The sequence below is a fragment of the Ramlibacter sp. genome (assembly GCF_035655895.1).
Lineage (GTDB): Bacteria > Pseudomonadota > Gammaproteobacteria > Burkholderiales > Burkholderiaceae_C > Ramlibacter.
Window position 1 is genome coordinate 145824 of the sequence record NZ_DASRTN010000011.1, and the last position, 26182, is coordinate 172005.

General features: G+C 69.1%; 25 protein-coding genes and 2 tRNA genes. 8 read left to right on the forward strand and 19 right to left on the reverse strand.

All coding sequences use genetic code 11. The features are described from left to right. Positions 1 to 858 precede the first annotated feature (858 nt). Positions 859 to 1431 carry a hypothetical protein gene (locus VFE82_RS13075; protein ID WP_325000759.1) on the forward strand — a complete coding sequence of 191 codons (573 nt, stop codon included), beginning with the start codon at positions 859 to 861 and terminating at the stop codon, positions 1429 to 1431. Between the two features lie 91 nt (positions 1432 to 1522). Here VFE82_RS13075 and VFE82_RS13080 read toward each other — a convergent pair whose 3' ends face one another. The 8 genes from VFE82_RS13080 to VFE82_RS13115 all read right to left on the reverse strand — a co-directional run bounded on the left by VFE82_RS13080 (position 1523) and on the right by VFE82_RS13115 (position 8178). Next, the gene (locus VFE82_RS13080) at positions 1523 to 2059 is read right to left on the reverse strand and encodes a hypothetical protein (RefSeq protein WP_325000760.1); all 537 of its coding nucleotides are present in this window, start codon (positions 2057 to 2059) and stop codon (positions 1523 to 1525) included. A 6-nt stretch (positions 2060 to 2065) separates the two neighbouring features. Continuing rightward, positions 2066 to 3271 (reverse strand): DUF6538 domain-containing protein, encoded by a 1206-nt coding sequence (locus tag VFE82_RS13085; RefSeq protein WP_325000761.1) that lies wholly within the window; start codon positions 3269 to 3271, stop codon positions 2066 to 2068. 103 nt (positions 3272 to 3374) lie between these two features. Further along, positions 3375 to 3450 (reverse strand) — tRNA-His (locus VFE82_RS13090). Between the two features lie 44 nt (positions 3451 to 3494). Beyond that, entirely contained in the window at positions 3495 to 5414 is a 1920-nt protein-coding gene (locus tag VFE82_RS13095) for a SurA N-terminal domain-containing protein (protein ID WP_325000762.1), read from the reverse strand. Between the two features lie 73 nt (positions 5415 to 5487). Further along, positions 5488 to 5563: transfer RNA gene (locus VFE82_RS13100), tRNA-Val, on the reverse strand. Positions 5564 to 5580: 17 nt separating this feature from the next. After that, positions 5581 to 5853 (reverse strand): HU family DNA-binding protein, encoded by a 273-nt coding sequence (locus VFE82_RS13105; protein ID WP_013901776.1) that lies wholly within the window; start codon positions 5851 to 5853, stop codon positions 5581 to 5583. A 343-nt stretch (positions 5854 to 6196) separates the two neighbouring features. Next, positions 6197 to 7282 carry a tartrate dehydrogenase gene (locus VFE82_RS13110; protein WP_325000763.1) on the reverse strand — a complete coding sequence of 362 codons (1086 nt, stop codon included), beginning with the start codon at positions 7280 to 7282 and terminating at the stop codon, positions 6197 to 6199. Beyond that, positions 7279 to 8178, reverse strand: a complete 900-nt coding sequence (locus VFE82_RS13115) for an alpha/beta hydrolase (RefSeq protein WP_325000764.1) — start codon at positions 8176 to 8178, stop codon at positions 7279 to 7281. The genes VFE82_RS13110 and VFE82_RS13115 overlap by 4 nt, the downstream gene beginning before the upstream one ends. A 59-nt stretch (positions 8179 to 8237) precedes the next feature. Between VFE82_RS13115 and VFE82_RS13120 the strand changes: the two genes are divergently transcribed. Then, complete coding sequence (locus tag VFE82_RS13120) at positions 8238 to 9203, forward strand: LysR substrate-binding domain-containing protein (RefSeq protein ID WP_325000765.1); 966 nt, start codon at positions 8238 to 8240, stop codon at positions 9201 to 9203. Here the strand turns inward: VFE82_RS13120 and VFE82_RS13125 are convergent. The 4 genes from VFE82_RS13125 to uvrC are packed head-to-tail and all read right to left on the reverse strand — an operon-like array spanning position 9157 to position 13364. Further along, positions 9157 to 10059 carry a DMT family transporter gene (locus tag VFE82_RS13125; RefSeq protein WP_325000766.1) on the reverse strand — a complete coding sequence of 301 codons (903 nt, stop codon included), beginning with the start codon at positions 10057 to 10059 and terminating at the stop codon, positions 9157 to 9159. The two genes, VFE82_RS13120 and VFE82_RS13125, sit on opposite strands and share 47 nt — an antisense overlap. Positions 10060 to 10064: 5 nt before the next feature. After that, entirely contained in the window at positions 10065 to 10631 is a 567-nt protein-coding gene (gene pgsA, locus VFE82_RS13130) for a CDP-diacylglycerol--glycerol-3-phosphate 3-phosphatidyltransferase (protein ID WP_325000767.1), read from the reverse strand. Between the two features lie 44 nt (positions 10632 to 10675). After that, complete coding sequence (locus tag VFE82_RS13135; protein ID WP_325000768.1) at positions 10676 to 11155, reverse strand: hypothetical protein; 480 nt, start codon at positions 11153 to 11155, stop codon at positions 10676 to 10678. Continuing rightward, positions 11142 to 13364: an excinuclease ABC subunit UvrC gene (gene uvrC, locus VFE82_RS13140; RefSeq protein WP_325000769.1), complete on the reverse strand. Its 2223-nt coding sequence runs from the start codon at positions 13362 to 13364 to the stop codon at positions 11142 to 11144. The genes VFE82_RS13135 and uvrC overlap by 14 nt, the downstream gene beginning before the upstream one ends. A gap of 23 nt (positions 13365 to 13387) precedes the next feature. Here uvrC and earP point away from each other — a divergent pair, with 23 nt between their 5' ends. Then, positions 13388 to 14428 carry an elongation factor P maturation arginine rhamnosyltransferase EarP gene (earP, locus tag VFE82_RS13145; RefSeq protein ID WP_325000770.1) on the forward strand — a complete coding sequence of 347 codons (1041 nt, stop codon included), beginning with the start codon at positions 13388 to 13390 and terminating at the stop codon, positions 14426 to 14428. 5 nt (positions 14429 to 14433) lie between these two features. Here earP and VFE82_RS13150 read toward each other — a convergent pair whose 3' ends face one another. Both VFE82_RS13150 and VFE82_RS13155 read right to left on the reverse strand, forming a co-directional pair. Next, the gene (locus tag VFE82_RS13150; protein ID WP_325000771.1) at positions 14434 to 15123 is read right to left on the reverse strand and encodes a phosphatase PAP2 family protein; all 690 of its coding nucleotides are present in this window, start codon (positions 15121 to 15123) and stop codon (positions 14434 to 14436) included. Continuing rightward, entirely contained in the window at positions 15120 to 16745 is a 1626-nt protein-coding gene (locus VFE82_RS13155) for a phosphoethanolamine--lipid A transferase (RefSeq protein WP_325000772.1), read from the reverse strand. Before VFE82_RS13155 ends, VFE82_RS13150 begins: the two co-directional genes overlap by 4 nt. A gap of 179 nt (positions 16746 to 16924) precedes the next feature. Between VFE82_RS13155 and efp the strand changes: the two genes are divergently transcribed. The 3 genes from efp to VFE82_RS13170 are packed head-to-tail and all read left to right on the forward strand — an operon-like array spanning position 16925 to position 19228. Beyond that, positions 16925 to 17479 carry an elongation factor P gene (gene efp / locus VFE82_RS13160; RefSeq protein WP_325000773.1) on the forward strand — a complete coding sequence of 185 codons (555 nt, stop codon included), beginning with the start codon at positions 16925 to 16927 and terminating at the stop codon, positions 17477 to 17479. Between the two features lie 58 nt (positions 17480 to 17537). Next, positions 17538 to 18341, forward strand: a complete 804-nt coding sequence (locus VFE82_RS13165) for a heme-dependent oxidative N-demethylase subunit alpha family protein (protein ID WP_325000774.1) — start codon at positions 17538 to 17540, stop codon at positions 18339 to 18341. Further along, a complete protein-coding gene (locus VFE82_RS13170; protein WP_325000775.1) occupies positions 18341 to 19228 on the forward strand; it encodes an AEC family transporter in 888 nt (295 codons plus the stop codon). The genes VFE82_RS13165 and VFE82_RS13170 overlap by 1 nt, the downstream gene beginning before the upstream one ends. Here VFE82_RS13170 and VFE82_RS13175 read toward each other — a convergent pair. Then, positions 19222 to 19896: a hypothetical protein gene (locus tag VFE82_RS13175; RefSeq protein WP_325000776.1), complete on the reverse strand. Its 675-nt coding sequence runs from the start codon at positions 19894 to 19896 to the stop codon at positions 19222 to 19224. The two genes, VFE82_RS13170 and VFE82_RS13175, sit on opposite strands and share 7 nt — an antisense overlap. Before the next feature lie 80 nt (positions 19897 to 19976). On the opposite strand from VFE82_RS13175, the gene VFE82_RS13180 reads away from it, so the two are divergent. Continuing rightward, complete coding sequence (locus VFE82_RS13180; protein ID WP_325000777.1) at positions 19977 to 20840, forward strand: TIGR00730 family Rossman fold protein; 864 nt, start codon at positions 19977 to 19979, stop codon at positions 20838 to 20840. Here the strand turns inward: VFE82_RS13180 and VFE82_RS13185 are convergent. The 4 genes from VFE82_RS13185 to VFE82_RS13200 are packed head-to-tail and all read right to left on the reverse strand — an operon-like array spanning position 20828 to position 25753. Beyond that, the gene (locus tag VFE82_RS13185) at positions 20828 to 21997 is read right to left on the reverse strand and encodes an MFS transporter (RefSeq protein WP_325000778.1); all 1170 of its coding nucleotides are present in this window, start codon (positions 21995 to 21997) and stop codon (positions 20828 to 20830) included. The genes VFE82_RS13180 and VFE82_RS13185 overlap by 13 nt on opposite strands. Further along, a complete protein-coding gene (locus VFE82_RS13190) occupies positions 21994 to 23349 on the reverse strand; it encodes a DNA recombination protein RmuC (RefSeq protein WP_325000779.1) in 1356 nt (451 codons plus the stop codon). Before VFE82_RS13190 ends, VFE82_RS13185 begins: the two co-directional genes overlap by 4 nt. Next, on the reverse strand, positions 23349 to 24335 hold the full coding sequence (locus VFE82_RS13195; protein WP_325000780.1) for a D-glycerate dehydrogenase: 987 nt from the start codon (positions 24333 to 24335) through the stop codon (positions 23349 to 23351). The genes VFE82_RS13190 and VFE82_RS13195 overlap by 1 nt, the downstream gene beginning before the upstream one ends. A gap of 8 nt (positions 24336 to 24343) precedes the next feature. Next, complete coding sequence (locus VFE82_RS13200) at positions 24344 to 25753, reverse strand: sodium:proton antiporter (RefSeq protein WP_325000781.1); 1410 nt, start codon at positions 25751 to 25753, stop codon at positions 24344 to 24346. Positions 25754 to 25924: 171 nt separating this feature from the next. Here VFE82_RS13200 and VFE82_RS13205 point away from each other — a divergent pair, with 171 nt between their 5' ends. After that, complete coding sequence (locus VFE82_RS13205; protein ID WP_325000782.1) at positions 25925 to 26143, forward strand: CsbD family protein; 219 nt, start codon at positions 25925 to 25927, stop codon at positions 26141 to 26143. Positions 26144 to 26182 lie beyond the last annotated feature (39 nt).

The following is a 26182-nucleotide window of genomic DNA, read 5'->3' on the forward strand; positions in this document are numbered from 1 at the left end:
CGAGGGCAAGGCGATCGGCAGATCGCCGGGACTCAGAGGAACGAGTCGAGCGTGTAGTTCCGCCGCGTAGAAGATCGCGACCGCGTAGCTCCGCGGCGGCGAAGCGCCAAAAGGAAAGGCCCTGAGGCAGATATTGCCCCAGGGCCCCAAGGGAACCGAGTGCCGGGCTTAGATCCCGAACGGATCGGACGAGGACCAGGTGCCGCCGCACGGGGCATCCCAGGCGGAATGCCCCGCATGGTCAAGGATGCGTCCGAGGTCGGGGTTATCGGTCATCACGAATTCCCAGAAGGGCATGTGCATGTTGATCTTTCCAAAAAACGTTTGATTTGCAATCTCCCGAGCCGGGAGGGACTTGGCCACGCATGGGCGGCCGAGCGGTGCGGGACTACTCGTCCCGGTCGTCCAGAAAAAGTGCGATGGCCATCGTGAGGCATGCTAGCCCGACCCCGCACAGCGACTGCGCGAGCAGCCGTAAGTCAGTTGTTGTCATCGTCGGTCTCCAAAGGGTTCTGCCAGTGCTGATCGAACTCGGGGAAATGCATGGCCAAGTAAAGGTCCTGCACCCAGGCAACAAGTTCAGCGCTCGATTTCATTTGCGGAGGCGACGTGACTGATTCAGTATACAAACGTCACGCGCTTCGTGCGTCAAGCCTCTTCGTGAAGGTCGGTCATCGCGTACGCGCTCAGCGCGTGCATGACGAAAACCGTAAAATAGCGTCCAGTTCGAAGTAGTGCTCGTGGCCTTGCTCCGGAGCGCTCGAACCGTATTCTTCCCAGCGCCACATCGAGGCAGTCACTGTTTTTCAACTGCGTGTCTACACGCACCGCGACATGTGTCGCGCAGAGGAAAACTGAATGACGCTCCAAATGTTGTGGTCCCACGATGCCGCGAACCCGATTTGCGACGAGGCCTGGGCTGGTCAATCTCGCTGGTCGACACTGATCTCCAGTGCGGCCGAAGTGGCTTCGCTCGAGGCGCTGGTTCAGCCCGTGCCCGTGGCAGTCCTGGACTTGGTGGGGCGCATGCGCTATCCGGCGGCCTTCTGGGCGACATCGATCCCCGTCGGCGACAGCAGCGCAGCTGGCCTCCTAGTCCTGCACGTCGACGGCCATGCGGTTGTGACGGTCCTGGACCTCGCTGGCCGCTCGGACCTGGAGGCCCTGGAGATCGCGACGGCAGACTGTAGGCTGTGCGCGCAGTTGGTCAACCAGCAGCAGCCGCGCATGGCGCCCACCGTGCCGGTGCGCGGGTTCAAGGAACTCCTGTCTGAGCTCGCCGGCCAGCGCCGGCTGGCGGCCAGGGAAGTCGTTGATGCAATGGGCAAGCTGCGCCAGGTGCTGAGCGGCTCGGACGCCTGGTCCTTGCTCATGCTGCCCGAATCGCAGAGGCTGAAGTCGCTCACGGTGACGCTCTGTCAACCGTGGTAGCGCCGCGGGCCCAGCCCCTCAGCTCCTTCCCTTCTTTGGCCCCGCCGTCCGGCGGGGCCTTTTCCTTTGCCTCGGGCTTGCGGTGTGATGTCTATTCTGCGGACAAGCGCACAGAGCCGCGACCAGGCTCCCAGGGAAGCGCCGGGATTGATGGGAACTGAATTCGCGAGAAGTGTTCGACCACCAGGTCGAAAGGCAAGTCCGACCCATAGCCGTCAGTGGTGGCTCCGTCGCCCGTGGTGTGGCCCAAGACACGCTGCAGGTACTTGGACGGGACGGCGGCAGCTTCCAGCAAGTCCTTCATGCAGTGGCGAAAGCTGTAGAGAACCTTTCGGCTGTCCCTGATCCCCAGCGTCCGCTTGTATCGCCCGAAGAACTTGGAAAAGGAGCCGGACAGCTTTCCGTGCCAGTCTTTTGTCAGGGTCGGGAAGAGCACGGTGGCGCCTTGCGCCTGCACCCACTCGACGTACCGCAGCAATCCCAGGTCGATGAGTTGCTTTGGCACGGGCACCAGCCGTTGCGAAGCCGCGTTCTTGAGCGTGCGTCGGTGGCTTTCCGGCACGTCACCGTCCGCTTCGCTTTGCTCGAAGAGGTCACGATCTTCGTCACTGGGGCGGTCCTGCAGCACCAAGTGTCAGCCCAACTCGGGATGCCGGCGGAGGTCTTTGAGGGCGAGTCCCGCGATCTCCTCCGGTCGTGCACCGGTGTAGAACATCATCACCGGGATCCAGTAGGTCGCCTCTCCTGACCGGCCCCTTGAGCGCCTGTGCTGCGTGTACACCTCTGAGCCGAAGATCACCTTGAGGTCCTGTGCGTCAAAGGGAAGGCGGCGCTTGCGCCGCTTTTTCACGCCGTTTTCCTTGAATCCGAGCGTGTCCTTGGCGGGATTGATCTTGAGCAGGAGCTTCCCGACGGCGATTGCGTAGATCGCCTTGATCTTGCGAAGACGCTCGTTCATCGTCTTCACCTTCAGCCCGCGTTCCTGTTGGTACCCCATGAACTCGGTCATGAGCTCCGGAGTGACAGCGCCCGGCAAGCGAACGCCTTTACCTTCAGCAAAGTGCGGCAGATCACGCCAAGGCGTTTGCGAGGCGATCATCGTGGACTTCGGCCGGTTCTCGACGTAGTCGCGCCAGGTTTCGAACACTCGCTCCCAGTTCGGTGCCTTCCGGTCCGGCGGTGCCCGCTCCGGAAACACGGCCTGGAGCGGGTGAGTGGATTCAGGAGCGACTGCATTGGTGTCGACCATGTCGCCGCGTTGACGCGCGAGCTGATGGTCCAGCGTGCGAACTGCCGCGCGGAGAAACGCGTAACAGGCGCGCTTTGCCTCGTCATGGCTCGGATCGAAGTCGAGCCCGCAGAGGTGCAGGAATCCGTGCAGGGCAGGGAGTACGTCCAGCGACTTGCCCTGGGCCAGCATGCGTCCAAGTTCTGCCCGCTGTCCCGTCAGCTGGCTTCCGAGTTCTTCGAACTCCTCGTCGTCCATGCCTTCCTGGCGCCGGTGTTCGTCGCTGGTCAACACCTGGTGCACCCAGTGGCGCGCGATGCCTTCGAGCTGCGCGTCGTCCAGCTTGCCGATCCGCTTCGCGTACATCGACGAGCGGGCGAGGTCCAGCTTTTCTCGGTGAGCCTGGAATTCCGCGTCGATGAGCGCCAGGGCGGCAGTCGCACGCCGCTTCGCTTCGCGAAGGTCCGTGGTGCGCAGGCTGCGCGTCACGCACTCTTTCTTCGGGGGGTAGGCCGCGCGGATGGCGGCAGGGATGCGCCGGCGCACGTACAGAGTGTCGTGCTTGCCGCGGGCGAAGATGTGTTCGGAAATCTGCTTCAGGGTCTGCTCCACAAGGGTGTGTGACAGACCGTGTAGCAACGGCTGCGGAAGCCTCCTGCGAAAAGTGCTTGTTTCCCTTAGAAAACAAGCACTTGACGAGGATTTGAGGGTTCGGTGGGGTGGCTGATGGGACTCGAACCCACGACGACCAGAATCACAATCTGGGACTCTACCAACTGAGCTACAGCCACCGTCGAAGACCGCGATTATAGCCGCGGCCGAGAGATGCCTGCGATCAGCGCTGCTCCGAAGACGCAGCCGGCTTGGCCACCAGGATCTGGGCCTTGAAGCGATCCTTGAGCACGGCGTAGTACGCCTGTGCCTCGGCGCCGCTCCAGGCCCGCGTGTACTGCATGAGGTCCTGCTTGGCCTGCGCCGGATCGGCCGCCTGGCGCGGCAACGCCTGGTTGACCTTGACGATGGCGTAACCGCCCAGCCCCATGTCGACCCCGGTGAACGCCGGAAGCGCCGAAGCGTCGGTGCGCAGCGCGGCTTCCACCACCGGCTGCGGCTGGCGCGCCGGATCCTCGCGGGACACCACCACCTTGGGCGAGAGCACCGCGGCGGCCGGATTGGCCTTCCAGGCGGCCAGCTTGGCCTCGCCATCCTTCTTGGCCAGGTCGGCGGCGCGCTGGGCGGCCACGCGCTGGCGCACGTCGTCCTTCACCTCGGCGAAGGCACGGGTGCGCGAGGGGCTGTACTGCACGACCCGGCCCGACACCAGCTGGCCGGGCGCGACTTCCACGGCCTCGGTGTTGCGCTTCTTCTCGATGCTGTCCGGCGAGAACAGCACGGACAGGAACTTGGGGTTCGCAAGCACGCCGGCAGCACCCGGCGCGGGCGTGCGGGTGACGTTCTGGGCGGTGCGCACGTCCACCTTGAAGCGCTCGGCGACGGATTTGTAGCCGTCCGCGGCCTCGTAGACCGCATTGCTGAAGGCGTCGGCCGACTCCGCGAACTTGCGCTGGGCCTGCTGCTTGCGCACCTCGGCCTCCAGCTCGGGACGCATCTGCTCGAAGCTGCGCTGCTGCGGCGCGCGCACGTCGGTGACCATCACCACGTGCCAGCCGTACTCGGTCTCGACCACGGCCGACTCGCCCTTCTTCAGGCCGAACACCGCGTCCTCGAGCGCCTTGCTGGCATAGCCGCCGCGGGCCGACCAGTCCAGGTCGCCGCCGTTGGCTGCCGACACGGTGTCCTGCGAGTTCTTGCGCGCCAGATCGCCGAAGGACTGCGGCGCCTTGCGCACCGCCTCCAGCAGTTCCTGCGCGCGGGCCTTGGCTTTGTCCTTCTCCGCCGCGGGCGCGTCCTTGGGCACCGACAGCAGGATGTGGCTGGTGCGGCGCTCCTCCTGGCCGGCCAGGCGGGCGGCATTCTCCTTGTAGTACGTCTGCAGGTCCTGCTCGTTCAGGCTGAGCGTCTTGCGCACGGTGTCGAGGTCGAGCACCACATACTCGATGCTGGCCTGCTCGGGTGCCTGGAACAGCTGCGCGTTGTCCTTGTAGAACGCCTCCAGTTCGGCATCGGTGGGGTTCACCTGGGCGGCGTAGTCCGCCGCGTCGAAGCGGCCGACCTGGATCTCGCGCCGGCCGAAGAAGGCGCCGAGCGCGACGCCGGCCTGCTCCGGGGGTGCGAACGAGGTGCCGGCCAGCCCGAGCAGCACCTGCCGGGTGGCGATGTCGTGGCGGACCTGCTCCTCGAACATCTGCGGGGTCATGCCCTGGGCGCCGACCAGCTGCTTGTAGCGATCCATGTCGAGCCGGCCGTCGGGGCCGCGCAGCGAGGCGATCACCTCGTTGGACTGCAACTCGCGCGCCAGCCGCTGGTCGCTGGCGGTCAGCCGCGACTTCGCGGCGGCGGCAGCGAGCACGCGGTCGCGGACCATGCGCTCCAGCGTGCCGTAGCGTGCCTCGGGCGAATCGAGCAGCTTGATGTCCAGCGTCGGCATCTGCTGGCGCAGCCTGTCGACCTCGCGCCTGTGCTCGGCGTCCCAGTCGGCCTGGGTGATGGCGTGTCCGTCCACCTTGGCGACGGAGGGGCCCTTCTCCTGCATCCGGTTGTAGCCTTCCACCCCGAACAGCAGGAATGACGGGACGATGAGCAGGAACAGCAGGAACTGCATCACCCGGTTGTGCCTGCGGACGAAATCAAACATGCGCGACTCTCACGAATAAACCACTCGGGGCCTAGAAACACAAAAGGCGAACATCCGTTCGCCTTCGCAGGGTTGGTGGGTGCTGACGGGATCGAACCGCCGACCTACGCCTTGTAAGGGCGCCGCTCTACCAGCTGAGCTAAGCACCCCACCGACAGGCCCCGTCTCAGTTCAGCGCATCCTTCAGCGCCTTGCCAGGACGGAACTTGGGCACCTTGGCAGCCTTGATTTTAATCTGTGCGCCGGTGCGCGGATTGCGGCCGCTGCGCGCGGCGCGCTTGCCCACGGCAAAGGTGCCGAATCCCACGAGCGACACGGAGCCGCCTTTCTTCAGCGTCGTCTTCACGGCGCCGATCATCGATTCCAGCGCGCGCGTCGCCGCCGCCTTGGAGATGTCGGCGTGTTTGGCGATGTGCTCGATCAGTTCGGTTTTGTTCACAAGAGCCCCTCGTTGAGAGAAAGAAATGGACGGAACGTCTCTTCAGAAAAATGATTGTCTCCCGCACCTGAAGCACGCCACGCGGGTGCCCGAGACCAGGATCAGGGGAGACTTTTTTGTTCAGCGGCCGTGAGCCACTGGCGCCGATTAGAGCTATCGCGTCCAGACGTGTCAATAAGACTGACAGGTTTACAACAGGCCGCCAGGGCGCGTGCAGCCTTGTTTCGAGGGGGCGCAGCTTCCTGCACCGCCGTCACCGCTACTTTGTCACGGAGGCGACGAGTGCGCCTGCCGGTGCGATGCACGGGGATGCTGCGGCGCGTGCGCCGCAGCATGAACGGCCTCAGAGCGCCGAGGCGATCGCCTTCCCGAGGTCCGTGGTCGATGCCTTGCCACCGATGTCGGGCGTGCGAGGAGCGCCCGATGTCGGATCGAGCACCTTCTCGATCGCGGCCAGCACCGCATCGTGCGCGTCCTTGTGGCCGAGGAACTCCAGCATCATCGCGCCGCACCAGATCTGGCCAATCGGGTTGGCGATGTTCTTGCCGTAGATGTCGGGCGCCGAGCCGTGCACCGGCTCGAACAGCGAGGGGAACCGGCGGTCCGGATTCAGGTTGGCGCTCGGCGCGATCCCGATGGTGCCGGTGCACGCGGGCCCCAGGTCGCTCAGGATGTCGCCGAACAGGTTGCTGGCCACGACCACGTCGAAGAAGTCGGGGCGCTGCACGAAATGCGCGGTGAGGATGTCGATGTGGAACTTGTCGGTCTTCACGCCCGGATAGGCCTTGGCCATCTCGGCGACGCGCTCGTCCCAGTAAGGCATGGTGATCGCGATGCCGTTGGACTTGGTCGCACTGGTCAGGTGCTTCTTGGGCCGTGACTGGGCCAGCTCGAAGGCGAACTTGAGCACCCGGTCGACGCCGTGCCGGGACATCACCGTCTCCTGCATCACGATCTCGCGTTCGGTGCCGGGATACATGCGGCCGCCGATGCTGGAATACTCGCCCTCGGTGTTCTCGCGCACGATGTACATGTCGATCTCGCCCGGCTGCCGCCGGCTGCCGTCGCGGCGCACCACCGGCGCGATGATGCCGGGCATGAGGCGGGCAGGACGCAGGTTCACGTACTGGTCGAACTCGCGGCGGAACAGCAGCAGCGACTGCCACAGCGACACGTGGTCCGGAATCTTCTCCGGCCACCCCACGGCCCCGAAGAACAGCGCGTCGTGGCCACCCACCAGGTCCTTCCAGTTCTCGGGCATGTACTGCCCATGCTTCTCGCAGTATTCCCAGCTGGCGAAGTCGAAGTGGTCGAACGCCAGGTCGATGCCGAACCTGCTGGCCGCTGCCTCCATGACGCGCACGCCCTCGGGCATGACTTCCTTGCCGATGCCGTCGCCGGCGATGACTGCGATGCGTTTCTTGCTCATGCTTGCTTCCTGAAGAAATTGGAGGTTTCGTCCAGCAGAAGGGCCGGGGCCTCTTCCGCGATGTAGTGGCCGCACGGCAGGCTGCGGGCGGTCAGGTCGGCGGTGTAGGGCCGCCAGATCGCCGGCACGTCGAAGCAGCGGCCCACGGTGCCGTGCTCGCCCCAGAGCACGCGCAGCGGCTGAGTGATGCGCCGGCCGGCGTCGAGGTCGGCCTGGTCGTGCTGCAGGTCGATGCCCGCCGAGGCCCGGTAGTCGGCGCAGATGGCGTCGGCCGTGCCGGCGATTGCAGCGCAACGCTCGTACTCGGACAGCGCCTCGGGCGCGAACGCCTGCAGGCCGGCGTGGCGCGCCCCCATGACGCTGCGCACGTAGCGGCCGGGGTCCGAACCAATCAACGCCTCGGGCAGCGGCGGCGGCTGGATCAGGAAGAACCAGTGCCAGTACGCGCGGGCGAAGGCGTCCGTGGTCTGGCGGTACATGGCCAGCGTCGGCGCGATGTCCAGCAGCATCAGCCGCTCGACTGCGGCCGGGTGGTCGAGCGCCAGGCGGTGCGCGACGCGTGCGCCACGGTCATGGGCCAGCACCTGGAAGCGCTCGTGACCGAGCTGCCGCATGACCGCCGCGGCGTCGGCGGCCATCTCGCGCTTGGCGTAGGCCGCCGAGTGCTCGCCGGGCACGGGCCGGCCGGAGTCGCCGTAGCCGCGCAGGTCCATCAGCACCACGGAGAAGTCGTGCGCCAGCTGCGGCGCGACCCGGTGCCACATCGCGTGGGTCTGCGGGTGGCCGTGCAGCAGCAGCAATGGCGCGCCTGCGCCCGCACGGCGCACGTTCAGCGCCACCCCGTCGCGCTCGAGCCGCAGTGTTTCGAAGCCGTCCAGCATGGCGGCATTCTGCATCGCGCCCTTCATCCCAACAAGCAATAATCCGGCAAGCGATTCTTTCCACATTGGAATCAATGAAGCCGCACCTCGACCGATCCGACCTCGAACTGCTGCTGGCCATCCGCGAGCACGGGAGCCTTGCGGCGGCCGCGGCGTCGGCCGGCGTCGTGCCGTCCGTGGTCACCAAGCGGCTGGCCGCGCTCGAGGCGCGCCTGGGGTTCAAGCTGTTCCAGCGGACCACCCGTCGTGTGGTGCCCACCGCCGATGGCGAGACGCTGTGCGAGCGCGGCCTCGGATTGCTGGCCGGCTTCGAGGCGATGGAGGCCGAGCTGCAGGAGCGCCAGCAGGAGCCGGTCGGCCGCATCCGGCTGGCCGCGACCTTCGGTTTCGGGCGCGCGTGGCTCGGCCCCGCGGTGGCTGATTTCCAGGTCCGGCATCCCCAGCTGGAGGTGCAGCTGCGTCTCACCGAGCAACTGCCCGACCTGGCACTCGAAGGCCTGGACGGCGCCGTCTGGCTGTGGAGCGTGCGGGGCCGGCAGGCGCGCGAATGGACCGAGCGCCGGCTGGCGCGCAACCAGCGGGTGCTGGTCGCGTCGCCCGACTACCTGCGTCGACGCGGAACGCCGACGACCATCGAGGAACTGGCCGCCCACGACTGCCTGGTGGTGCAGGAACACGAGCAGTTCGACACCTGGCGGCTGCAGCGCGAGCGGGACCGCGGCGAGGTGCGCGTGCGGGTGGGAGGCCGGCTGTCCAGCAACTCGGGCGAACTGGTGCGCGACTGGTGCCTGGCCGGGCACGGCATCATGCTGCGCAGCCTCTGGGACATCGCGGGTCCGCTGGCGAGGGGCCAGCTGGTACGCGTGCTCCCCGGCTACGCGATGGTGGATGCCGACATCCACTGGCTCGCGCCGCACACGCCATCGACGCCCAAGCGCATCCGGCTGCTGGTGGACTTCCTGCTCGAGCGGTTCCGCAACGAACCCTGGAAGGTCACGCCCTTGCCGGCCGCACGACCAGGCTCACGCCCGCGGCGGTGAACGCCACGCCGGCGACCACGAGCAGGGTGATCGGCTCGCCGAACAGCGCCCAGGCCATCACCGCGGTGGTCGGTGGCACCAGGTACATCAGGCTGGTCACCGTGGTGGCGGCCCCGCGCTGGATCAGCACGTACAGCAGCGAGCTGCCGCCCAAGGTCAGGCCGAGGACCGACCAGGCCAGTGCGCCGGCCAGTTCGAGGTTCAGGCCGCCGCCGGCCAGGGCCCAGCGGACGGTCTCCGACTCCAGCAGCGCGAGCGGCAGCGTCACGACCAGGGCCGCCGCCAGCTGCACCAGGTTGGCGGTGCGCACGTCGCAGGGCGCGACGAACAGCTTCTGGTACAGGGTGCCTGCGGTGATCGACAGCAGGGCGATGACGGCGTAGAGCATGTTCTGCACGTGCACCTCGCCCTGCCCCAGCTTCTGCCAGACCACGAGCACCAGTCCGGTCAGCCCGAGCGCCAGGCCCACCCACTGCCGGCGTGCCACGGCGCCGCCCTGCATGGAGACCCACAATGCCGTGAGGACGGGTTGCAAGCCGACCACGAGCGCGGCGAGGCCGGCGCCCATGCCGATCTTGACGGCCGCCCACACGCCGCCCAGGTAGCCCGCGTGCATGAAGATGCCGGTGACCGCGAGGTGCGCCCATTGGCGGCGCTCGCGTGGCCAGGCAGCCCGCGCGAGCGCTGCCCAGACCAGGAAGGCGGCCACCGAGCACGCGTAGCGCATCGCCAGGAATTTCATCGGCGGCGCATGCGGCATGCCGTAGCGCGCGACGATGAAGCCGGTGCTCCAGATCAGCACGAAGACGGCGGGCATGGCCCGCACCAGCGCGTCCTGGCGGGAGGTGGAGGCCATCGCGCCTACTTCACCCGCTTGCGGATTTCCGGCAAGGCCTTCTGCAGGTAGTACACCATCGACCACACGGTCAGGATCGCGGAGATCCAGATCAGCCAGTGGCCCCACAGGCCGGTGTCGATCAGGCCGAACAGGTGGCCGTCGAACAGCAGGAACGGGATCGCCACCATCTGCACGGTGGTCTTGACCTTCCCCAGCATGTGCACCGCCACGCTGCGCGAGGCCCCGATCTGGGCCATCCATTCGCGCAGCGCCGAGATCGCGATCTCGCGGCCGATGATGATCAGCGCCACGAACACGTCGGCACGGCCCAGGTGCACCAGCACCAGCAGCGAGGCGCAGACGAGGAACTTGTCGGCCACCGGATCCAGGAAGGCCCCGAACGCCGACGTCTGGTTCAGCCGCCGCGCCAGGAACCCGTCGAGCCAGTCGGTCAGGGCGAAGGCGATGAACATGGTGGTGGCCACCAGGTTCTGCACCGGGTGCGGCAGCCCCAGGTAGAACACGCCGACGATCAAGGGAATCGCGACGATGCGCGTCCAGGTCAGGACCGTCGGAACTGTGAAAAACATGGGCGCGATTCTGGCACGGCGGCAGGACGCGTCGTGCGATGCGGTCAGGGAGCCGCCTCGACCAGCGTGCGCAGCTGGAAGCGCAGGCTGGCGTCGTAGAGGAACGTCTCGCTGAACTGCCAGGGGCGCGGCAGGTGCGCGACCGGCTCGAACGGCGCGGCGCGGCGGATCGCGCGGATGGCCATGTCCACGGTTTGCGGCGACTGCCCCGGCACGCGCAGGACCAGGATGTCCCGGATGCTGCCGTCGCGATGGAGCTGCACCTGCAGCACCGGGATCGATTGCAGCGGATCGGGCAGCGGCCCGGCAAAGGTTTCACCGGCGCTGGTCTCGTGGATGCGCCGGGCGGCCCGCAACCTGTACTCCTGCCAGTTGCGGGACGGGCCGGCGGAGGCCGCCCCTGCTGGAAGTCCCAGACCCGCAACGGAGGCCGGCGCGCCCGGGCCGCCGGGTGGGCCGACCGGCGTGCTGCAGGCACCCAGCAAGGCCGCCGCCAGCAGCGGCACGACACTAGTGAAGCGCACGGTAGATCTCCTCTGCCAGGTCGCGGCCGATGCCTTCGACCGCGGCGATGTCGTCCACGCCGGCAGAGGCCACGCCCCGGATGCCGCCGAACCGCTGGAGCAGCCGCGCCCGTTTCTTGGCGCCGATGCCCGGGATCTCCTCCAGCTTGCTGCCGCCGACGCGCACCTTGGCGCGCCGGGCCCGCATTCCGGTGATGGCGAACCGGTGCGCCTCGTCGCGGATCTGGGCCACCAGCATCAGCGCGGCGGAATCCTTGCCGAGGTAGACCTTGTCGCGGCCGTCGGCGAACACCAGTTCCTCCAGGCCGACCCGGCGACCCTCGCCCTTCTCGACGCCGACGATGACCGACAGGTCCAGACCGAGCTCGGCGAACACCTCCCGGGCCATGCTGACCTGCCCGCGGCCGCCGTCGACCAGCACCAGGTCCGGCAGGCGGGTGGCGCCCCCACGCGCAGATTTCTTCGGCGGCGCCGGCTCGCCGGCCGCGGACGGCGCAGCCGCCGCTGCCGAGTCGGCCGAGGCACTGCCCGTCACTTGCACGTCCTGGGTCTGGCTCTCCGCGGAGCACTCGACGGTCGACCGAAGGTCGGCGGTCCGGATGTCGTCCGATGGCGTGCCGGCGGGCGGCACGTCTGCCACAGCCTCGGCGGCCGTCTCCGGATCGACCGCCTGGCCGTCCGGCCCCGGCGCGCCCGCGGGCGGCGACGCTTCCGGCGAGTCGCGCCCCGCCACCGCCAGCCGCGCGTAGCGGCGCGTGAGCACCTGCCGCATCGCCGCGTAGTCGTCACCCGGCGTGATGCCTTCGATGTTGTAGCGGCGGTATTCGGCGTTCTGCATCCGATGGTGGTGGAACACCACGCACGACGCCTGCGTCGCCTCGCCGGCGGTGTGCGAGATGTCGAAGCACTCGACCCGGAAGCCTTCGAGGTCGTCGGGCGCGAGGTCGAGCGCCTCGACCAGCGCACGGGTGCGCGCCTGTTGCGACCCCTCCTCTGCCAGCAGGCGCGCCAGCTGGATTGCCGCGTTCTTCTCGGCCATCTCCAGCCACAGCCGGCGCTGCTCGCGCGGGTTGTGCACCGCGCTGATCTTCACTCCGGTCTGCTCGGTGAGCGCCTCGACCAGCTCGCGGGCGATCGGCACGCTGGTGATCAGTGCCGGCGGCACCGGCACCCCGATGTAGTGCTGCGCGATGAACGCCTCGAGCACCTGCACCTCGACCGGTTGCGGCGGCGCCTGGTCCTGGGAGTCGTCGAAGTCCTGCACCACCGTCGCGTCCTCGACGTGGGTCGGGAAATAGGCACGGTCACCCAGGTGGCGGCCGCCACGGACCATGGCCAGGTTGACGCAAGCCTTGCCGCCCTGCACCTTGACGGCCAGGATGTCGGCATCCTTGTCGGAGCCGGTGTCGACCGACTGCTGGTGCAGCACCTTGGACAAGGCGGCCATCTGGTTGCGCAGCTCGGCGGCCTGCTCGAACTCGAGCCGTTCGGCATGCCCGAGCATGCGGGACTCCAGCTCGGACAGCACCGCCTGCGTGTCACCGCGCAGGAAGGCCTCGGCGTTCTTCACGTCGTGCCGGTAGTCGTCGGCCGACACCAGGTTGACGCACGGCCCGGAGCAGCGCTTGATCTGGTAGAGCAGGCAGGGCCGCGTGCGGTTGGCGAACACGGTGTCCTCACAGGTGCGCAGGCGGAACACCTTCTGCAGCAGCTGGATCGACTCCTTCACGGCCCAGGCGCTCGGGTACGGGCCGAAATACCGGTGCTTGCGGTCGACCGCGCCGCGGTAGTACGCCACGCGTGGAAACACGGCGGCCGAGTGCGCCCCGCCGGCCTGCCCGTCGTCGAAGCCCACCTTGTCGGGCGCCCCGTGGATCTTGAGGTAGGGATAGCTCTTGTCGTCCCGGAAGAGGATGTTGAACTTCGGGTTGAGCGCCTTGATCAGGTTGTTCTCGAGCAGCAGCGCCTCGGCCTCGGACCGCACGACCGTGGTCTCCATGCGCGCGATGCGCGAGATCATGTGGCCGATGCGGGTGCCGCCGTGGTTCTTCTGGAAGTAGCTCGAGACGCGCTTCTTCAGGTTGCGGGCCTTGCCCACGTAGAGCACGCCGCCCTCGGCATCAAAGTAGCGGTAGACGCCGGGCAGCTGGGGCAGCGCGGCCACCTCGGCCAGCAGCTGGTCGGAATGCACTGCACGGTCGGAAGACATAGGCTGCGTATTATCCCGGCACCATGCGCTGGGACATCTTCTGCAAGGTCATCGACAACCACGGGGACATCGGCGTGTGCTGGCGCCTGGCCGCCGATCTGGCCGGCCGCGGCGAAACCGTCCGGCTGTGGGTCGACGCGCCCGGTGCGCTGGCCTGGCTGGCCCCCGCGGGGGCGCCCGGGGTGCAGGTGCTCCCATGGACCGCCCCCGCGACCGAGGCCCCCGGCGACGTCGTCGTGGAGGCCTTCGGCTGCGAGCTCGACCAGGTCTTCGTGGCCGGCATGGCGTCGCAGGCGAAGGCCGGCCGCGCGCCCGCCTGGATCAACCTCGAGTACCTCTCCGCCGAACCCTGGGCCGAGCGTTGCCACGGCCTGCCCTCCCCCGTCCTGTCGGGCGCCGGCCAGGGCCTGGTCAAGCGGTTCTTCTATCCGGGATTCACCGCGCGCACCGGCGGCCTGTTGCGCGAGCCCGACCTGCCTGCCAGGCGAAGCCGCTTCGACCGGTCGGCCTGGCTGTCGGCGATGGGCATCCCCTTCGCGGGCGAGCGCGTGCTGAGCCTCTTCTGCTACGAACCGCCGGGTCTGACGACGCTGCTCGCCGATCTGGCCGCCGATCCGCGGCCCACCCGCCTGCTGGTGACGGCGGGACGGGCGGCGGCGGCAGTGCAAGCGTGGCTCGACCGGGGCCACCCGACGGGCACCCTGTCGATCGACCGGCTGCCCCTGGTACCCCAGCGCGAGTTCGACCACCTGCTCTGGGCCTGCGACCTCAACTTCGTCCGTGGCGAAGACTCCATCGTCCGTGCCCTCTGGGCCGGGGTGCCCGCCGTCTGGAACATCTACCCGCAGGAAGACGGCGCCCACCGCGCCAAGCTGCAGGCCTTCCTGGACTGGATGGACGCCCCGCCCGGGCTGCGCGCCTTCCACCAGGCCTGGAACGACGGTGGCGCCCTGCCGCATCTGGACATCGAAGGCTGGCGCCCGGCCGCCAGCGCGGCGTTGCAGCGCCTGCTGCAGCAGGACGATCTGACCACCCAGCTGATGCGGTTCGTGGCCGCCGGCTGAGCCGGTCAGGCCAGCCGCACGACGGCCCCGGGCCGCAGCCAGCCGCTGCAGGCCCACGCCCAGGCCCAGCACAGCCACGCCGTCCAGAGTGAATGGCTCGCGAAATGCGCGCCCCGCACCTGCTGGCCCAGCGCGAGCAGCGTGCCCGCGGTGAGCGCAATGGCCAGCCAGGCCCTGGCAAGCCCCGGGCGGAGATCGCGAAAGGCGAAGTAGCCGGCGACCCAGGCGAAACCGGCCGAGGCATGGCCGGCCGGGAAACACTGGCCCGGTCCGCCGTCGTGCCGCCACCAGAACCAGTGCGGGCCCCAGTGCGCCAGCCCACCGAACTCGACCATGTCCCACGGGCAGCTGCTCGTGCTGCCGTGCTTGAGGAGGGTCACCAGGAGCATGGCCCCCAGCGTGGCGGCCGCCAGCCAGACCCGTCGCACCACCGGCAGGGACAGCAGCACACCGCTGGGCCAGCGGATCCCCAGCAGCAGCCAGGTCAGCACCGCCCAGGCGACCGCCTTGCCGCCGGCATGCAACACCGTGGTGAACAGCCAGTGATCCCGCAGCGGAAAGCCGTGGAGATCGCCCGCCAGCCGGGCCAGCGGCAGGTCCAGGCCGCTGGCATCCCAGGCCGCCACCAGCACCAGGCCCAGCAGCACCGACGCCCATGCGCTGCGGGGGCGGACCACCGTCAGGACCGCGGTCATGCGGGCGGCGGGCGGCGGCACGGGCGGAAGAGGTCGCGCGCCGGGTCGTACACGCCGGTCTCGACGTCCAGCACGCCGAGGATGGAATGGAACAGGTTGTCGTGGCTCACCGGCTGGTCGGCGCGGCCCCGCAGGCAGTCCGTGTCCAGCCCGGCGCTGCGGGCGAACGATGGCGACAGCCAGGCGACCATCGGCACGTGCTTCTGGACGTCCGGCGCGATCGCATACGGGACCCCGTGCAGGTAGAGCCCGGATTCGCCGAGCGACTCGCCATGGTCGGACACGTAGAGCATTGCCGTGTCGTAGCTTTGCTGCTGGCGCAGCAGGTCGATCAGCCGGCCCAGCACGTGGTCGGTGTACAGCAGCGTGTTGTCGTAGGCGTTGACGATCTCGGACGTGCTGCAGCGGCGCAGCTCGTCCTGCTCGCAGGCGGGGACGAAGCGCTTGAACGCGGGCGGGTACCGCCTGTGGTACGCCGGACCGTGGCTGCCCAGCTGGTGCAGCACCACGAACACGTTGCCGCGGGCGTCGGTCGCCGCCTGGTCCAGTCCTTCGAGGAGCACCTCGTCGGGGCATTGCCCGTCGGGACAGCGCTCGGCGGAGACGGTGCGCGCCATTTCCTGCAGCGGCAGGCCGGCGCAGACGCCCTTGCAGCCGGACTGGTTGTCGCGCCAGAGCACCTGCATGCCGGCATGGTGCAGGACGTGCAGCAACGACTCGTGCGAAAGGATCCGGCCCTCGTCGTAGTCGTGGCGGCCGTAGGGCGAGAACATGCACGGCAGCGAGACCTCGGTCGACGTGCCGCACGCCGTCGCGTGCGGGAAATTCACCACCCCGCGCCGCGCGAGCTCCGGATTGGTGTCGCGGCCGTAGCCGTTCAGGGAGAAGTTCTGCGCCCGGGCCGTCTCGCCCACGACCAGCACGAACAGGGTGCGCCGCCGGGCTTCCCAGCCGGGACCGGGACGGGCGTCCTGTCCGATGGGGGTGAGGTGGTCGGGCCGCCCGCCGTGGGCGAACGCCGTCCCGACGGCCGCGGCGATGGCGTTGCCAGGCGTGAGCAGGTGCCGCAGCTCGCGGTGGTTGCGCATCACCGAAGCGAAGTCGGCGAACACCGGCAGCAGCGCCAGCATCGCCACCAGCAGGCCGCCCGCCATCCACCCCGCGCGCGCCAGCACGGCACGGCCCAGCGCACGCCTGGTCAGCCGGGGCCACCACAGCAGTGCGGCCGGCAGCGCGCCGAGCAGCAGCATGTGGGCCGCGAACTGCCAGCCGAGCAACTCCCGCGCTTCGCCCACGTTGGTGGCCAGCACGTTGCGCAGCATGTTGCGGTCGAAGAACACGTGGTAGCGGTCGATGTAGTACGACAGCGCGGCCGAGACCAGCACCAGCGCCGACAGCAGGGGACGCACCGTCCACCGCGTGGCCAGGGCGCAACCCGCGGCGACGTACAAGCCCACGAACGAGCAGGACAGCGACGCCAGCAGCGACAGGGTGCCGGGCGCAGTCCACGAGCGCCCGGCGACCACCGCCCGCCAGAACGGCAGGTTGCAGGCCGCGAGCAGGTACAGGGCGCACAGGAAGACGAGGGTCTCGGTGTGCAGCGCGGGACGGCGAAGTGGCATCGACCGAGCATCCCCCACCCCTCCTTAAGGGAAGCTGAACCCGGCAGGCCACCTCCAGAAAGCCGCTAAAATACCGGGCTTTGCGCGAGTCGACCGGGTCCCTGGCCTCTTGCGCGTTCCGCCGCTCCTGTGCCGGCCTACCGCCGCCCTCCGGTGGCCTACCTTCGCACCCCGTACCGATGAAAATCGCTCAAGAAATCCGCGCCGGCAACGTCATCATGCAGAACGGCGCCCCCTGGGTCGTCCTGAAGACCGAATACGCCCGCGGCGGCCGCAACGCCGCCACCGTCCGCATGAAGCTCAAGAGCCTGCTGTCCAACCAGGGCACCGAGGTCGTCTTCAAGGCCGACGACAAGATGGACCAGATCGTCCTGGACAAGAAGGACTGCACGTACTCGTACTTCGCGGACCCGATGTACGTCTGGATGGACGGCGAGTACAACCAGTACGAGGTCGAGGCCGAGAACATGGGCGACGCCCTGAACTACCTCGAGGAAGGCATGCCCGCCGAGGTGGTGTTCTACGAAGGCAAGGCGATCTCGGTGGAACTGCCCACCAGCGTCGAGCGCGAGATCACCTGGACCGAGCCCGCCGTCAAGGGCGACACCTCCGGCAAGGTGCTCAAGCCCGCCAAGATCTCCACCGGCTTCGAGATCGGCGTGCCGATCTTCGTGGCCCAGGGCGACAAGGTCGAGATCGACACGCGCACCGGCGAGTACCGCCGCCGCGTCTGATCGCCCGCGATCCGAGTGCGACCCAGGCTCCGCAAGGAGCCTTTTTTCTTGGCCCACCGTGGACTTCGACTTCGAGCTGATCGCCTCGCCCTTCCGGATGCAGCCCGGGCTGCGACGGCTCGCCGTCGCCGACCGTCACCTGACGCCGCTGCGTGCGGACAGCGCGATCGCCCGGGAGAAGCGGCAGGTGCTGCAGGGCGGCACCGCGCGCCTGGCCGTCGCCGGCTTCGATCCAGCGCCCGCCCTGGCCGCCGTGCGCGACCAGGCTGCACTGGACGGCGTGCCGGACTCGCCCGCCACCGTGTTTCCCGAACTCGCGGTCGAGGAAGACCTCGCCGTGCTCGATGGGGACACGGGCACCCTGCCCTGGCTGTGCGTGTGCCTGCCGTCGCACTGGTCGCCGGAGGACAAGCTCGGGCTCGACTTCGCCTCGGTGCACCGGCCGGTGGCCGACAACCGGCTGCTGATCGGCGCCGGTCGCCAGCTCGTGTCGCTGGCGACGTCCGGCGAGCGCTGGGAGCGGCACGTGTGGACCATCAGTCCGTCGGGGCGGCATGACCAGCATCCGCGCCGTCAACCCCGCACGCCGTGGCCGGACACCGCCGATGTGGAGGCCTTCGCCAATGCCTGCTTCCTGCGGGCCGAACGCCAGACCTTCTTCCCGGTCGGGCGGGGCACCCGGCAGGCGGTGTTCACGATCCGCGTGATGCTCGAGCCGCTCGCGGTGGCCGTCGACACCGCACGCAAGGCGCAGTTGCTCCAGGCCGGCCTCGCCTCGATGAGCCCCGAGGTGCTGCGCTACAAGGGCCTGGAGGACGCCCGCGAGCCGCTGCTGCAGTGGCTGGCCGCGCGAACTGCCTGATGGAGCTGCTGCTGCGCATCGCGCAGGTGATCGTGCCGGTGTTCTTCATCGTCGCAGTGGGGTTCGCCTATGCACGGCGGGCGCGGCCGGACCTGGGCGGGTTCAACCGCATCGTGCTCGACGTGATGTCGCCATTCCTGGTGTACACCGCGCTGGCCGCCAAGGAGTTCCAGCTGCAGGACCACGGGCCGCTGCTCGCCGCGGGCGCGATGCTGATCCTGGGCAGCGGCGCTGCCGCCTGGGCCCTCTCGCGCGCCACGGGCACCCAGCCGCGCAGCCTGGTGCCGGTGGTGATGTTCAACAACTGCGGCAACATGGGCCTGCCGCTCGCCCTGCTCGCGTTCGGCCCCTCGCACTTCGGGGCGGCCGTGGCGTTGTTCTCGGTGAGCAACCTGCTGCACTTCTCCATCGGCGCACGGATCACCAGCGCGCACGCACGCACGCGCGACCTGCTGCTCAGCCCGCTCATGCTCTCGGCCGCCCTCGGGTTCGCCAGCGCCGCGACCGGCGTGCGGCCGCCGGACCTGCTCATGACGGGCATGCGGCTGATGGGCGAGGCCATGCTGCCGCTGATGCTCTTCGCCCTCGGCGTGCGGCTCACCGCGCTGCAGCCGCAGGACGTGCCGCGCGGGCTCCTGGGCGCGTTCGCGCGGCCCGCGATCGGGCTCGCGCTGGCACTCCTCCTGGCCTGGGCGCTCGGGCTGACCGGGCCGACTCGCCAGCAGCTGATCCTGTTCGGCGCCCTGCCGCCGGCAGTGATGCAGTTCCTGCTGGCCGAACGCTACCGGCAGGAACCCGAGCGGGTCGCGGCGATGATCCTGCTGGGCAATGCGCTGGCCGTGATTTTCGTGCCGCTCGCCCTGGCCCTCGCGCTGGGAGATCAGTAGGCGCGGCGCACCAGCAGGACCAGCAGGACCAGGCCGACGGCCAGGATCCCGCCGGCCACGGACAGCCACAGCATGACCGGCCCGACCTGGCCGGGCGCGACCGGTGCGGCGGCCTGGCTGCGGGCGGGCCACGGCGCTGCATTGGGCAGCCAGTCGACCATCTCGCCGGCGAGTTCCGGGGTGAACAGCTCCAGCCGCAGCCGCTGCGGCTCGGATTCGCCGGCCACCCGCAGCCCGAGTTCGACCTCCGAGCCGTGCAGCCCGGCATGGACGATGTCGTGCAAGGGAAGCTTGACGCGGTCGTCGCGCCAGCGCAGCCCCTGGCGGAAGCGGCCGGCGATGCGCAGCACGTCGGCCTGAACGCGGGCCTCGACCTCGCCCCGGAAAGGCGGGATGGCAAGGCCCCGACCCTGCACCGACCGCACGCTCGCCGGGTAGGTGGCGTGCACGATCGAGTAGCTGCCGCTGCGGGTGGGGTTGAAATCGCGGCTGCGCGGCCAGCGGCCGATCAGGTCGGCGACGGTCAGGCGCGCGCCGTCGGCGCCGAGCAGCACGTCGGCACTCGATAGCGTCTTGCGGATGCGCATGCCGACGATCGTGCGGCGGTCGTAGGGGCCGACCTGTCGACCGTCCAGCACGACGTGGAACCGCGGCTCGCTCAGCTCCATGAAGCTCGCCCCTCGTTGTTGTTCTTGGCCCGGCGGAAGGATAACGCCGGAAAGTCCCGCGTTGCCGTCAAAATGCCCCCATGTCTTCGAACCGCAACATCCACGACCAACGCCTGGCCGACGCCTGGGCCACGCTCCAGTCGCATTCGGACGCCGGGCTGCCGCTGGATCGCGATGCCAGCCGCCTGGCCTTCGCCGACCCGGAATTCCTGCTGCGCCGCGAAACCCGCGGCATCCGCTTCCAGCTGGAGCTGCTCAAGCCCGACCTGGAGCAGCAGGCCCACGGCATCGAGAACACCATCGTGGTGTTCGGCAGCGCGCGGTTCCGCAGCGAAGAGGAAGCCGCCGCGCTGGTCACCGCGGCCGAGGCCGGCGGCGACGAGGCGGTGATCCGGCGGGCCCGCGCCCTGGCCCGCAACGCCCGCTACTACGAGAAGGCGCGCGCGTTCGGCAAGCTGGTGGCCGAGTACAGCAAGGGCAAGGAGCCGCGCGACATGCTGTTCATCTGCACGGGCGGCGGACCGGGCATCATGCAGGCGGCCAACCGCGGCGCCTACGAAGGCGACGGCGTCAGCGTCGGCCTGTCGATCGCGCTGCCGATGGAAGAGGCGGCCAACCCGTACGTGACGCCGGCACTGTCGTTCAAGTTCCACTACTTCGCCCTGCGCAAGATGCACTTCATGATGCGGGCCAAGGCGCTGGTGGCGTTTCCGGGCGGCTTCGGCACCCTCGACGAGCTGTTCGAGGTCATCACGCTGGTGCAGACACGCAAGGCACGGCAGGTGCCGATCGTGCTGTTCGGCTCGGACTACTGGAAGAAGGTCGTCAACTTCGAGGCCCTGATGGACGAGGGCGTCATCTCGCCGGCCGACCTGGACCTGTTCCAGTACGCCGACGAGCCCCAGGCGGCCTGGGACATCATCAAGGCGTTCTACCGGCTGTGAGCGGCGTCGGCCTCGCGCAGCCCTGAGGCCAGCCGGGTGCCGCCGGCCACCACGGCCGCGACGGTCCAGAACACGCCGGCGATGCCGATGACCGCGCCGGCCGCGCCGAACAGCATCGGCATCGCCACGCTCGACGCGTTGATCGCCATCAGCCGCAGCCCGACGGCCTGCCCGTGGCGGTGCTCGGGCGTGATCTGGTGCAGCGTGCTCATGATCATCGGCTGGACCGTTCCCAGCGCCACCCCGAGCAGGACCGAACACGCGCCCATCGCCAGCGGTGCGTGCAGCAGCGGATAGGCGGTGAACAGCAGCGCCGTCGCGGCCATGGAGGCCATGATCACCGCCCACTCCTTCAGCCGCGCGGCCATGATCGGCATCACCAGGCGCACCGAGACCGCCGCGATGGCGAAGGCGCCCAGGATGGAGCCGATCACCGAGGCCGACAGACCGCGCTCGTGGCCGAGCACCGGGACCACGAAGGTGTGCACGTCCCAGCACGACGACAGCAGCCAGTTCACCAGCAGCAGGCGCCGGAACATGGGCTCGCCAAGCAGGTCCCAGGCGGTGCCCGGCCGGCTCCCGGGCGGCACCTGCACCGGCGGCAGCTCCTTGGCCCCCCGCACCCAGAACCACCCCACCAGCGGCAGCACGCCGACCAGCGCGAATGCCAGCCGGAAGCCGCCGTGGTCGATCGCCACGCCGGCCGCGAACGGCCCGAGGAAGTTGGAGAACGCCGGCCCGATGGCCAGCCAGGAGAACACCTGCTTGAGCTGGGTCGGCCCCTCGGCCGCCCGCCCGACATGCCGTTGCAGCGCGATGGACGCCGCCCCCGTCGCGCCACCGGTCAGCAGCGCCGCCGCGCACAGCGCCGGGAACACGGGGAATGCCACGGCCACGGCGCCCCCGATCGTGGCGGCGAGGACGGACCAGCCGAATGGCCGTCGCAGTCCGTGCCGGTCGGCGTAGCGCCCGGCCGGCAGGGCCAGGAAGACCTGCGTCAGCGCGAACAACGCCAGCAGGACCCCGACGGCGGCCTCGCTGTAGCCGGCACGCAGCGCCAGCAGCGGCGCCGCCATGCGCATGCCGGCCATGCTGGCATGCAGGAATACCTGGCCGGTGATGAGCCGGGCGAGCTCGGCACCCTTGCGCTCCGTCATGCGGTGCCGTCGTCTCCCTCGGCCAGCGGCGGCAGCAAGGCCTGGGCCTGGCCTTCCGGCAGCGATTCGACCACCTTGAGCGCGCGCCGCATCTGGTTGGTCCGGGTGCTCGCGGTCTCGAGGGTCTCGGACGCCTTGCGCACCTGTTCGCGGATCTTGTCGACCCACGTGCCGTACCGCTCGAACTCGGTCTTGACGGCGCCGAGCACCTTCCAGACCTCGGAGGCCTGCCGCTCCAGGGCCAGGGTGCGAAAGCCCATGTGGAGGCTGTTGAGCATCGCCAGCAGCGTGGTCGGACCGGCCAGCGTCACCCGGTAGTCGCGCTGCAGGTGGTCCATCAGGCCGGGGCGGCGCAGCACCTCGGCATACAGGCTCTCGATCGGCAGGAACAGGATCGCGAAATCGGTGGTGTGCGGGGGCGCCAGGTACGACTCGCAGATCGACTTGGCCTCCTGCCGGATGCGGACCTCGAGCGCGCGCGAGGCGCTGTCGGCCGCCGCGGCGTCGGCCCGGTCGTGCGCATCGAGCAGGCGCTCGTAGTCCTCGCGCGGGAACTTGGCGTCGATGGGCAGCCACACGGGCGTGCCGTCGCTGCTGCGGCCGGGAAAGCGGATGGCGAAGTCCACCCGCTGGTTGCTGCGAGGCTTGGTCTCGACCTGGCGGCCGTACTGCTCGGGCGTCAGCACCTGCTCGAGCAGCGCCTCGAGCTGCACCTCGCCGAACATCCCGCGGGTCTTCACGTTGGTCAGCACGCGCTGCAGATCGCCCACGCCCTGCGCCAGCGTCTGCATCTCGCCAAGACCCTTGTGGACCTGCTCGAGCCGGTCGGCCACCTGCTTGAAGCTCTCACCCAACCGCGCCTCGAGCGTGGTCTGCAGCTTCTCGTCGACGGTCTTGCGCATCTCGTCGAGCTTGGCCGTGTTGGTCTGCTGCAGGATCGCCAGCTGCGCCTCGAGCGTGGCGCGCACTTCCGAGATCCGGCGAGCGTTCTGCTCCGACAACCCCTGGAGCTGGGTGGTCAGCGTGTCGGCCAGCGTCTTCTGCAGCAGTGCGAGCTGCTGGGCGAAGGCGTCGATCTGCGTGTTCTGCGTGCGCGTCGCTTCGGCGGCCTGCCGGACCACGGCCTCCTGGAAGGTGGCCAGGGTGTGCGTCATCTCCTGGCGCACGCCGCGCGAGCCCTCGCTGATCTCGCGCCGCAGCTCGCGCTCCAGCCGCTCGTTCGCGGCCATCAGTTCGGCGCGTCCGGTGTCGGGCTGCGCCGGTTTGCGCAGCAGCAGCACGATGACGAGGGCGAGCGTGATCAGGACGGCGAGGCTGGCAATGCCCAGCCCCGCCAGCAGCCATGGCGCCATCACGCAGCGGCCAGGACTTCGGGGTTCAGCGGGGTGAGCGGCTTGCCGTTCACCAGGAAGCCGATCAGGTTGTCGGCCGCCAGGTTGGCCATCGCCCGCCGGGTCGGGACCGTGGCGCTGGCGATGTGCGGCGTCAGCACGACGTTCGGAACGGTGAGCAGGTCCGGATGGACCTTGGGCTCGCCCTCGAACACGTCGAGTCCGGCCGCCGCGATGCGCCTGTCGCGCAAGGCCTGCGCCAGCGCGGCGTCATCGACGATGCCGCCGCGCGCGATGTTGACGAGGTTGGCCGTCGGCTTCATCTGCGCGAGTTCGGCGGGGCCAATCGCGTGGTGCGATTGCGCCGAGTACGGCAGGACGAGCACGAGATGGTCGCTGCTGCGCAGCAACTCCTCCTTCGACACGTACGAGGCCTTGCACTCGGCCTCGAGCTCGGGGGACAGCCGCGACCGGTTGTGGTAGATCACCTTCATGCCGAAGCCGTGCGCGCCGCGCCGCGCGATGCCCTGGCCGATGCGGCCCATGCCCAGGATGCCCAGCGTGCTGCCGTGCACGTCGGAGCCGGCGAACATGTCGTAGGCCCACTTGGTCCACTGGCCGGCGCGCAGGTAATGCTCGCCTTCCGTGACGCGGCGCGCGGTGGCCATCAGCAGCGCGAAGCCGAAATCGGCGGTGGTCTCGGTCAGCACGTCGGGCGTGTTGGTGCCGAGCACCTTGGCGGCGGTCATGGCCGGAAGGTCGAAGTTGTTGAAGCCCACCGCCATGTTGGCGCAGATCTTCAGCGTCGGACAGGCGGCCAGGACCTCGGCGTCGATGCGCTCGCCGCCGGTGGTGAACACGCCGGCCTTGCCCTTGAGGCGGGCCACCAGCTGGTCGCGCGACCAGACCTCGTCGGCCTGGTTGTGCTCGACCTGGAAATGCTGCTCCAGGCGGGTCAGGACTTCGGGAAAAACGGCTCGGGCGACCAGGACGGCGGGCTTGTTCATGGCGTGCTTTATCGGAACCAGATGAAGGTCATGACGACGAACAGCGGGATCAGCACGGCGCCGGACCACGCCATGTACCCGAAGAAGCTGGGCATTGTGACACCGCGGTCCTCGGCGATGGCCTTGACCATCATGTTCGGCGCGTTGCCGATGTAGGTGTTCGCGCCCATGAAGACCGATCCGGCCGAGATGGCCGCCAGCGTCGCCGCCAGCTGGGTCATGAGCACGCCCGCTTCGCCGCCGGCCGTGTTGAAGAAGACGAGGTAGGTCGGCGCGTTGTCGAGGAACGAACTCAGCGCACCAGCCGCCCAGAAATACATGGCCGGGTCCGGCGTGCCGTCGGGCCTGGTGACCGCCGACACGATCGGCCCGAACGGACCGTCGACCCCGGCCCGCAGCATGGCGATGACCGGGACGATGGTCAGGAAGATGCCGGCGAACAGCTTGGCGACCTCCTGCATCGGCCCCCAGGAGAACTGGTTGTCGGCGTGCACCCGCGCCGGCGTCACTTGCAGCGACAGCATTGCCACGCCGATCAGGCCGATGTCGCGCACCAGGCCCGGCAGCCCGATCTCCACCCCCGCCACATGGAACGCGACCGTCGACTTCCAGGTGCCGGACAGCAGCACCAGCCCCACGATCGCGGCGAGCAGCCAGAAATTGCGCGCGCCGTCGAAGCCGATGCGGCGGGTGTCGGGCGTCGGATCGGCGGGCTGCACTTCCTCGCGCCGGTGGTAGTACCAGCTGTCCAGCGCGAAGAACAGCGCCAGCAGGCAGCCGACCAGGAACAGCGTCTCGGGGAAGATGTGCCGCACGGTCCAGAAGAAGTCGACGCCCTTGAGGAATCCGAGGAACAGCGGCGGGTCGCCCAGCGGTGTGAGCGAGCCGCCCGCGTTGGACACGATGAAGATGAAGAACACGACCACGTGCGCCTTGTGGCGACGGTTGTCGTTGGCGCGGATCAGCGGCCGGATCAGCAGCATCGATGCCCCGGTGGTGCCCATGAAGCTCGCCAGGACGGCACCGATGGCCAGCAGCGCGGTGTTGAGGCCCGGGCTGCCGTGCAGGTTGCCGCGGATGTAGATGCCGCCGGCCACCGTGAAGAGCGCCGTCAGCAGGATGACGAAAGGCACGTACTCGGCCAAAAGCGCATGCACCAGGGCGACGCCTGCGGCGCCCGGGCCGAACAGCACGGCGAACGGCGCGAGGAAGGCGAGCGACCAGCCCGCCGTGACCTTGCCGAAGTGGTGGTGCCAGAAGCGCGGGGCGAGCAGCGGCATCAGCGCGATCGACAGCAGCAGACCGGCGAACGGAATGGCCCACCAGGTGGCGAGCTGCCGGCCGTCGACCTCGGCTGCGTGTGCCAGCTGTGGCACGAGCAGCGCGAGAGCCAGCCCGAGCGGACGTGCGAAATTCATGTGTCTCCTCCAGGCGCACCGGGCTTGACCCGGGCTCGCCGAGCATAACGGCTGGCGCGGGCCACAGCCTGTGACTCTGCTGTCGGCAGGCGCCTACCGCGGCTCGCCGGAAGCTCCTACCGGCGGGCCGCCGGCCCCGCCCGACCATGGCCCATCCGATCGGGATCGACGATGAACCACGACCGCATCCAGGGACGATGGAGACAGTTCCGGGGCCAGTTGCGCGAGCAATGGGGACGGCTGACCCGGGACGACCTGGGCATCATCGCCGGGCGACGCGAACGACTGCTGGGCCTGCTCCAGGAACGTCACGGGATCGCCGGCGACGGATCTCAGCGGTCGACCCCGGCAGAGCAGCGTCCGCAACGCGACCGGCGGGACGGCTCCTGAACGCGGCGCGACAGGATCAGCCGGCGGTCGGACGCCGCC

What these genes read in the sequence shown, in the direction of transcription:
- VFE82_RS13150 (WP_325000771.1), bottom strand. Translation starts at nt 15,123, where the DNA reads ATGACCGCGGTCCTGACGGTGGTCCGCCCCCGCAGCGCATGGGCGTCG.
- VFE82_RS13125 (WP_325000766.1), bottom strand. Translation starts at nt 10,059, where the DNA reads ATGGCCTCCACCTCCCGCCAGGACGCGCTGGTGCGGGCCATGCCCGCC.
- VFE82_RS13200 (WP_325000781.1), bottom strand. Translation starts at nt 25,753, where the DNA reads ATGAATTTCGCACGTCCGCTCGGGCTGGCTCTCGCGCTGCTCGTGCCA.
- pgsA (WP_325000767.1), bottom strand. Translation starts at nt 10,631, where the DNA reads ATGTTTTTCACAGTTCCGACGGTCCTGACCTGGACGCGCATCGTCGCG.
- uvrC (WP_325000769.1), bottom strand. Translation starts at nt 13,364, where the DNA reads ATGTCTTCCGACCGTGCAGTGCATTCCGACCAGCTGCTGGCCGAGGTG.
- VFE82_RS13175 (WP_325000776.1), bottom strand. Translation starts at nt 19,896, where the DNA reads ATGGAGCTGAGCGAGCCGCGGTTCCACGTCGTGCTGGACGGTCGACAG.
- VFE82_RS13170 (WP_325000775.1), top strand. Translation starts at nt 18,341, where the DNA reads ATGGAGCTGCTGCTGCGCATCGCGCAGGTGATCGTGCCGGTGTTCTTC.
- VFE82_RS13115 (WP_325000764.1), bottom strand. Translation starts at nt 8,178, where the DNA reads ATGCAGAATGCCGCCATGCTGGACGGCTTCGAAACACTGCGGCTCGAG.
- efp (WP_325000773.1), top strand. Translation starts at nt 16,925, where the DNA reads ATGAAAATCGCTCAAGAAATCCGCGCCGGCAACGTCATCATGCAGAAC.
- VFE82_RS13110 (WP_325000763.1), bottom strand. Translation starts at nt 7,282, where the DNA reads ATGAGCAAGAAACGCATCGCAGTCATCGCCGGCGACGGCATCGGCAAG.
- earP (WP_325000770.1), top strand. Translation starts at nt 13,388, where the DNA reads ATGCGCTGGGACATCTTCTGCAAGGTCATCGACAACCACGGGGACATC.
- VFE82_RS13155 (WP_325000772.1), bottom strand. Translation starts at nt 16,745, where the DNA reads ATGCCACTTCGCCGTCCCGCGCTGCACACCGAGACCCTCGTCTTCCTG.
- VFE82_RS13185 (WP_325000778.1), bottom strand. Translation starts at nt 21,997, where the DNA reads ATGACGGAGCGCAAGGGTGCCGAGCTCGCCCGGCTCATCACCGGCCAG.
- VFE82_RS13195 (WP_325000780.1), bottom strand. Translation starts at nt 24,335, where the DNA reads ATGAACAAGCCCGCCGTCCTGGTCGCCCGAGCCGTTTTTCCCGAAGTC.
- VFE82_RS13205 (WP_325000782.1), top strand. Translation starts at nt 25,925, where the DNA reads ATGAACCACGACCGCATCCAGGGACGATGGAGACAGTTCCGGGGCCAG.
- VFE82_RS13095 (WP_325000762.1), bottom strand. Translation starts at nt 5,414, where the DNA reads ATGTTTGATTTCGTCCGCAGGCACAACCGGGTGATGCAGTTCCTGCTG.
- VFE82_RS13120 (WP_325000765.1), top strand. Translation starts at nt 8,238, where the DNA reads ATGAAGCCGCACCTCGACCGATCCGACCTCGAACTGCTGCTGGCCATC.
- VFE82_RS13180 (WP_325000777.1), top strand. Translation starts at nt 19,977, where the DNA reads ATGTCTTCGAACCGCAACATCCACGACCAACGCCTGGCCGACGCCTGG.
- VFE82_RS13190 (WP_325000779.1), bottom strand. Translation starts at nt 23,349, where the DNA reads ATGGCGCCATGGCTGCTGGCGGGGCTGGGCATTGCCAGCCTCGCCGTC.
- VFE82_RS13075 (WP_325000759.1), top strand. Translation starts at nt 859, where the DNA reads ATGACGCTCCAAATGTTGTGGTCCCACGATGCCGCGAACCCGATTTGC.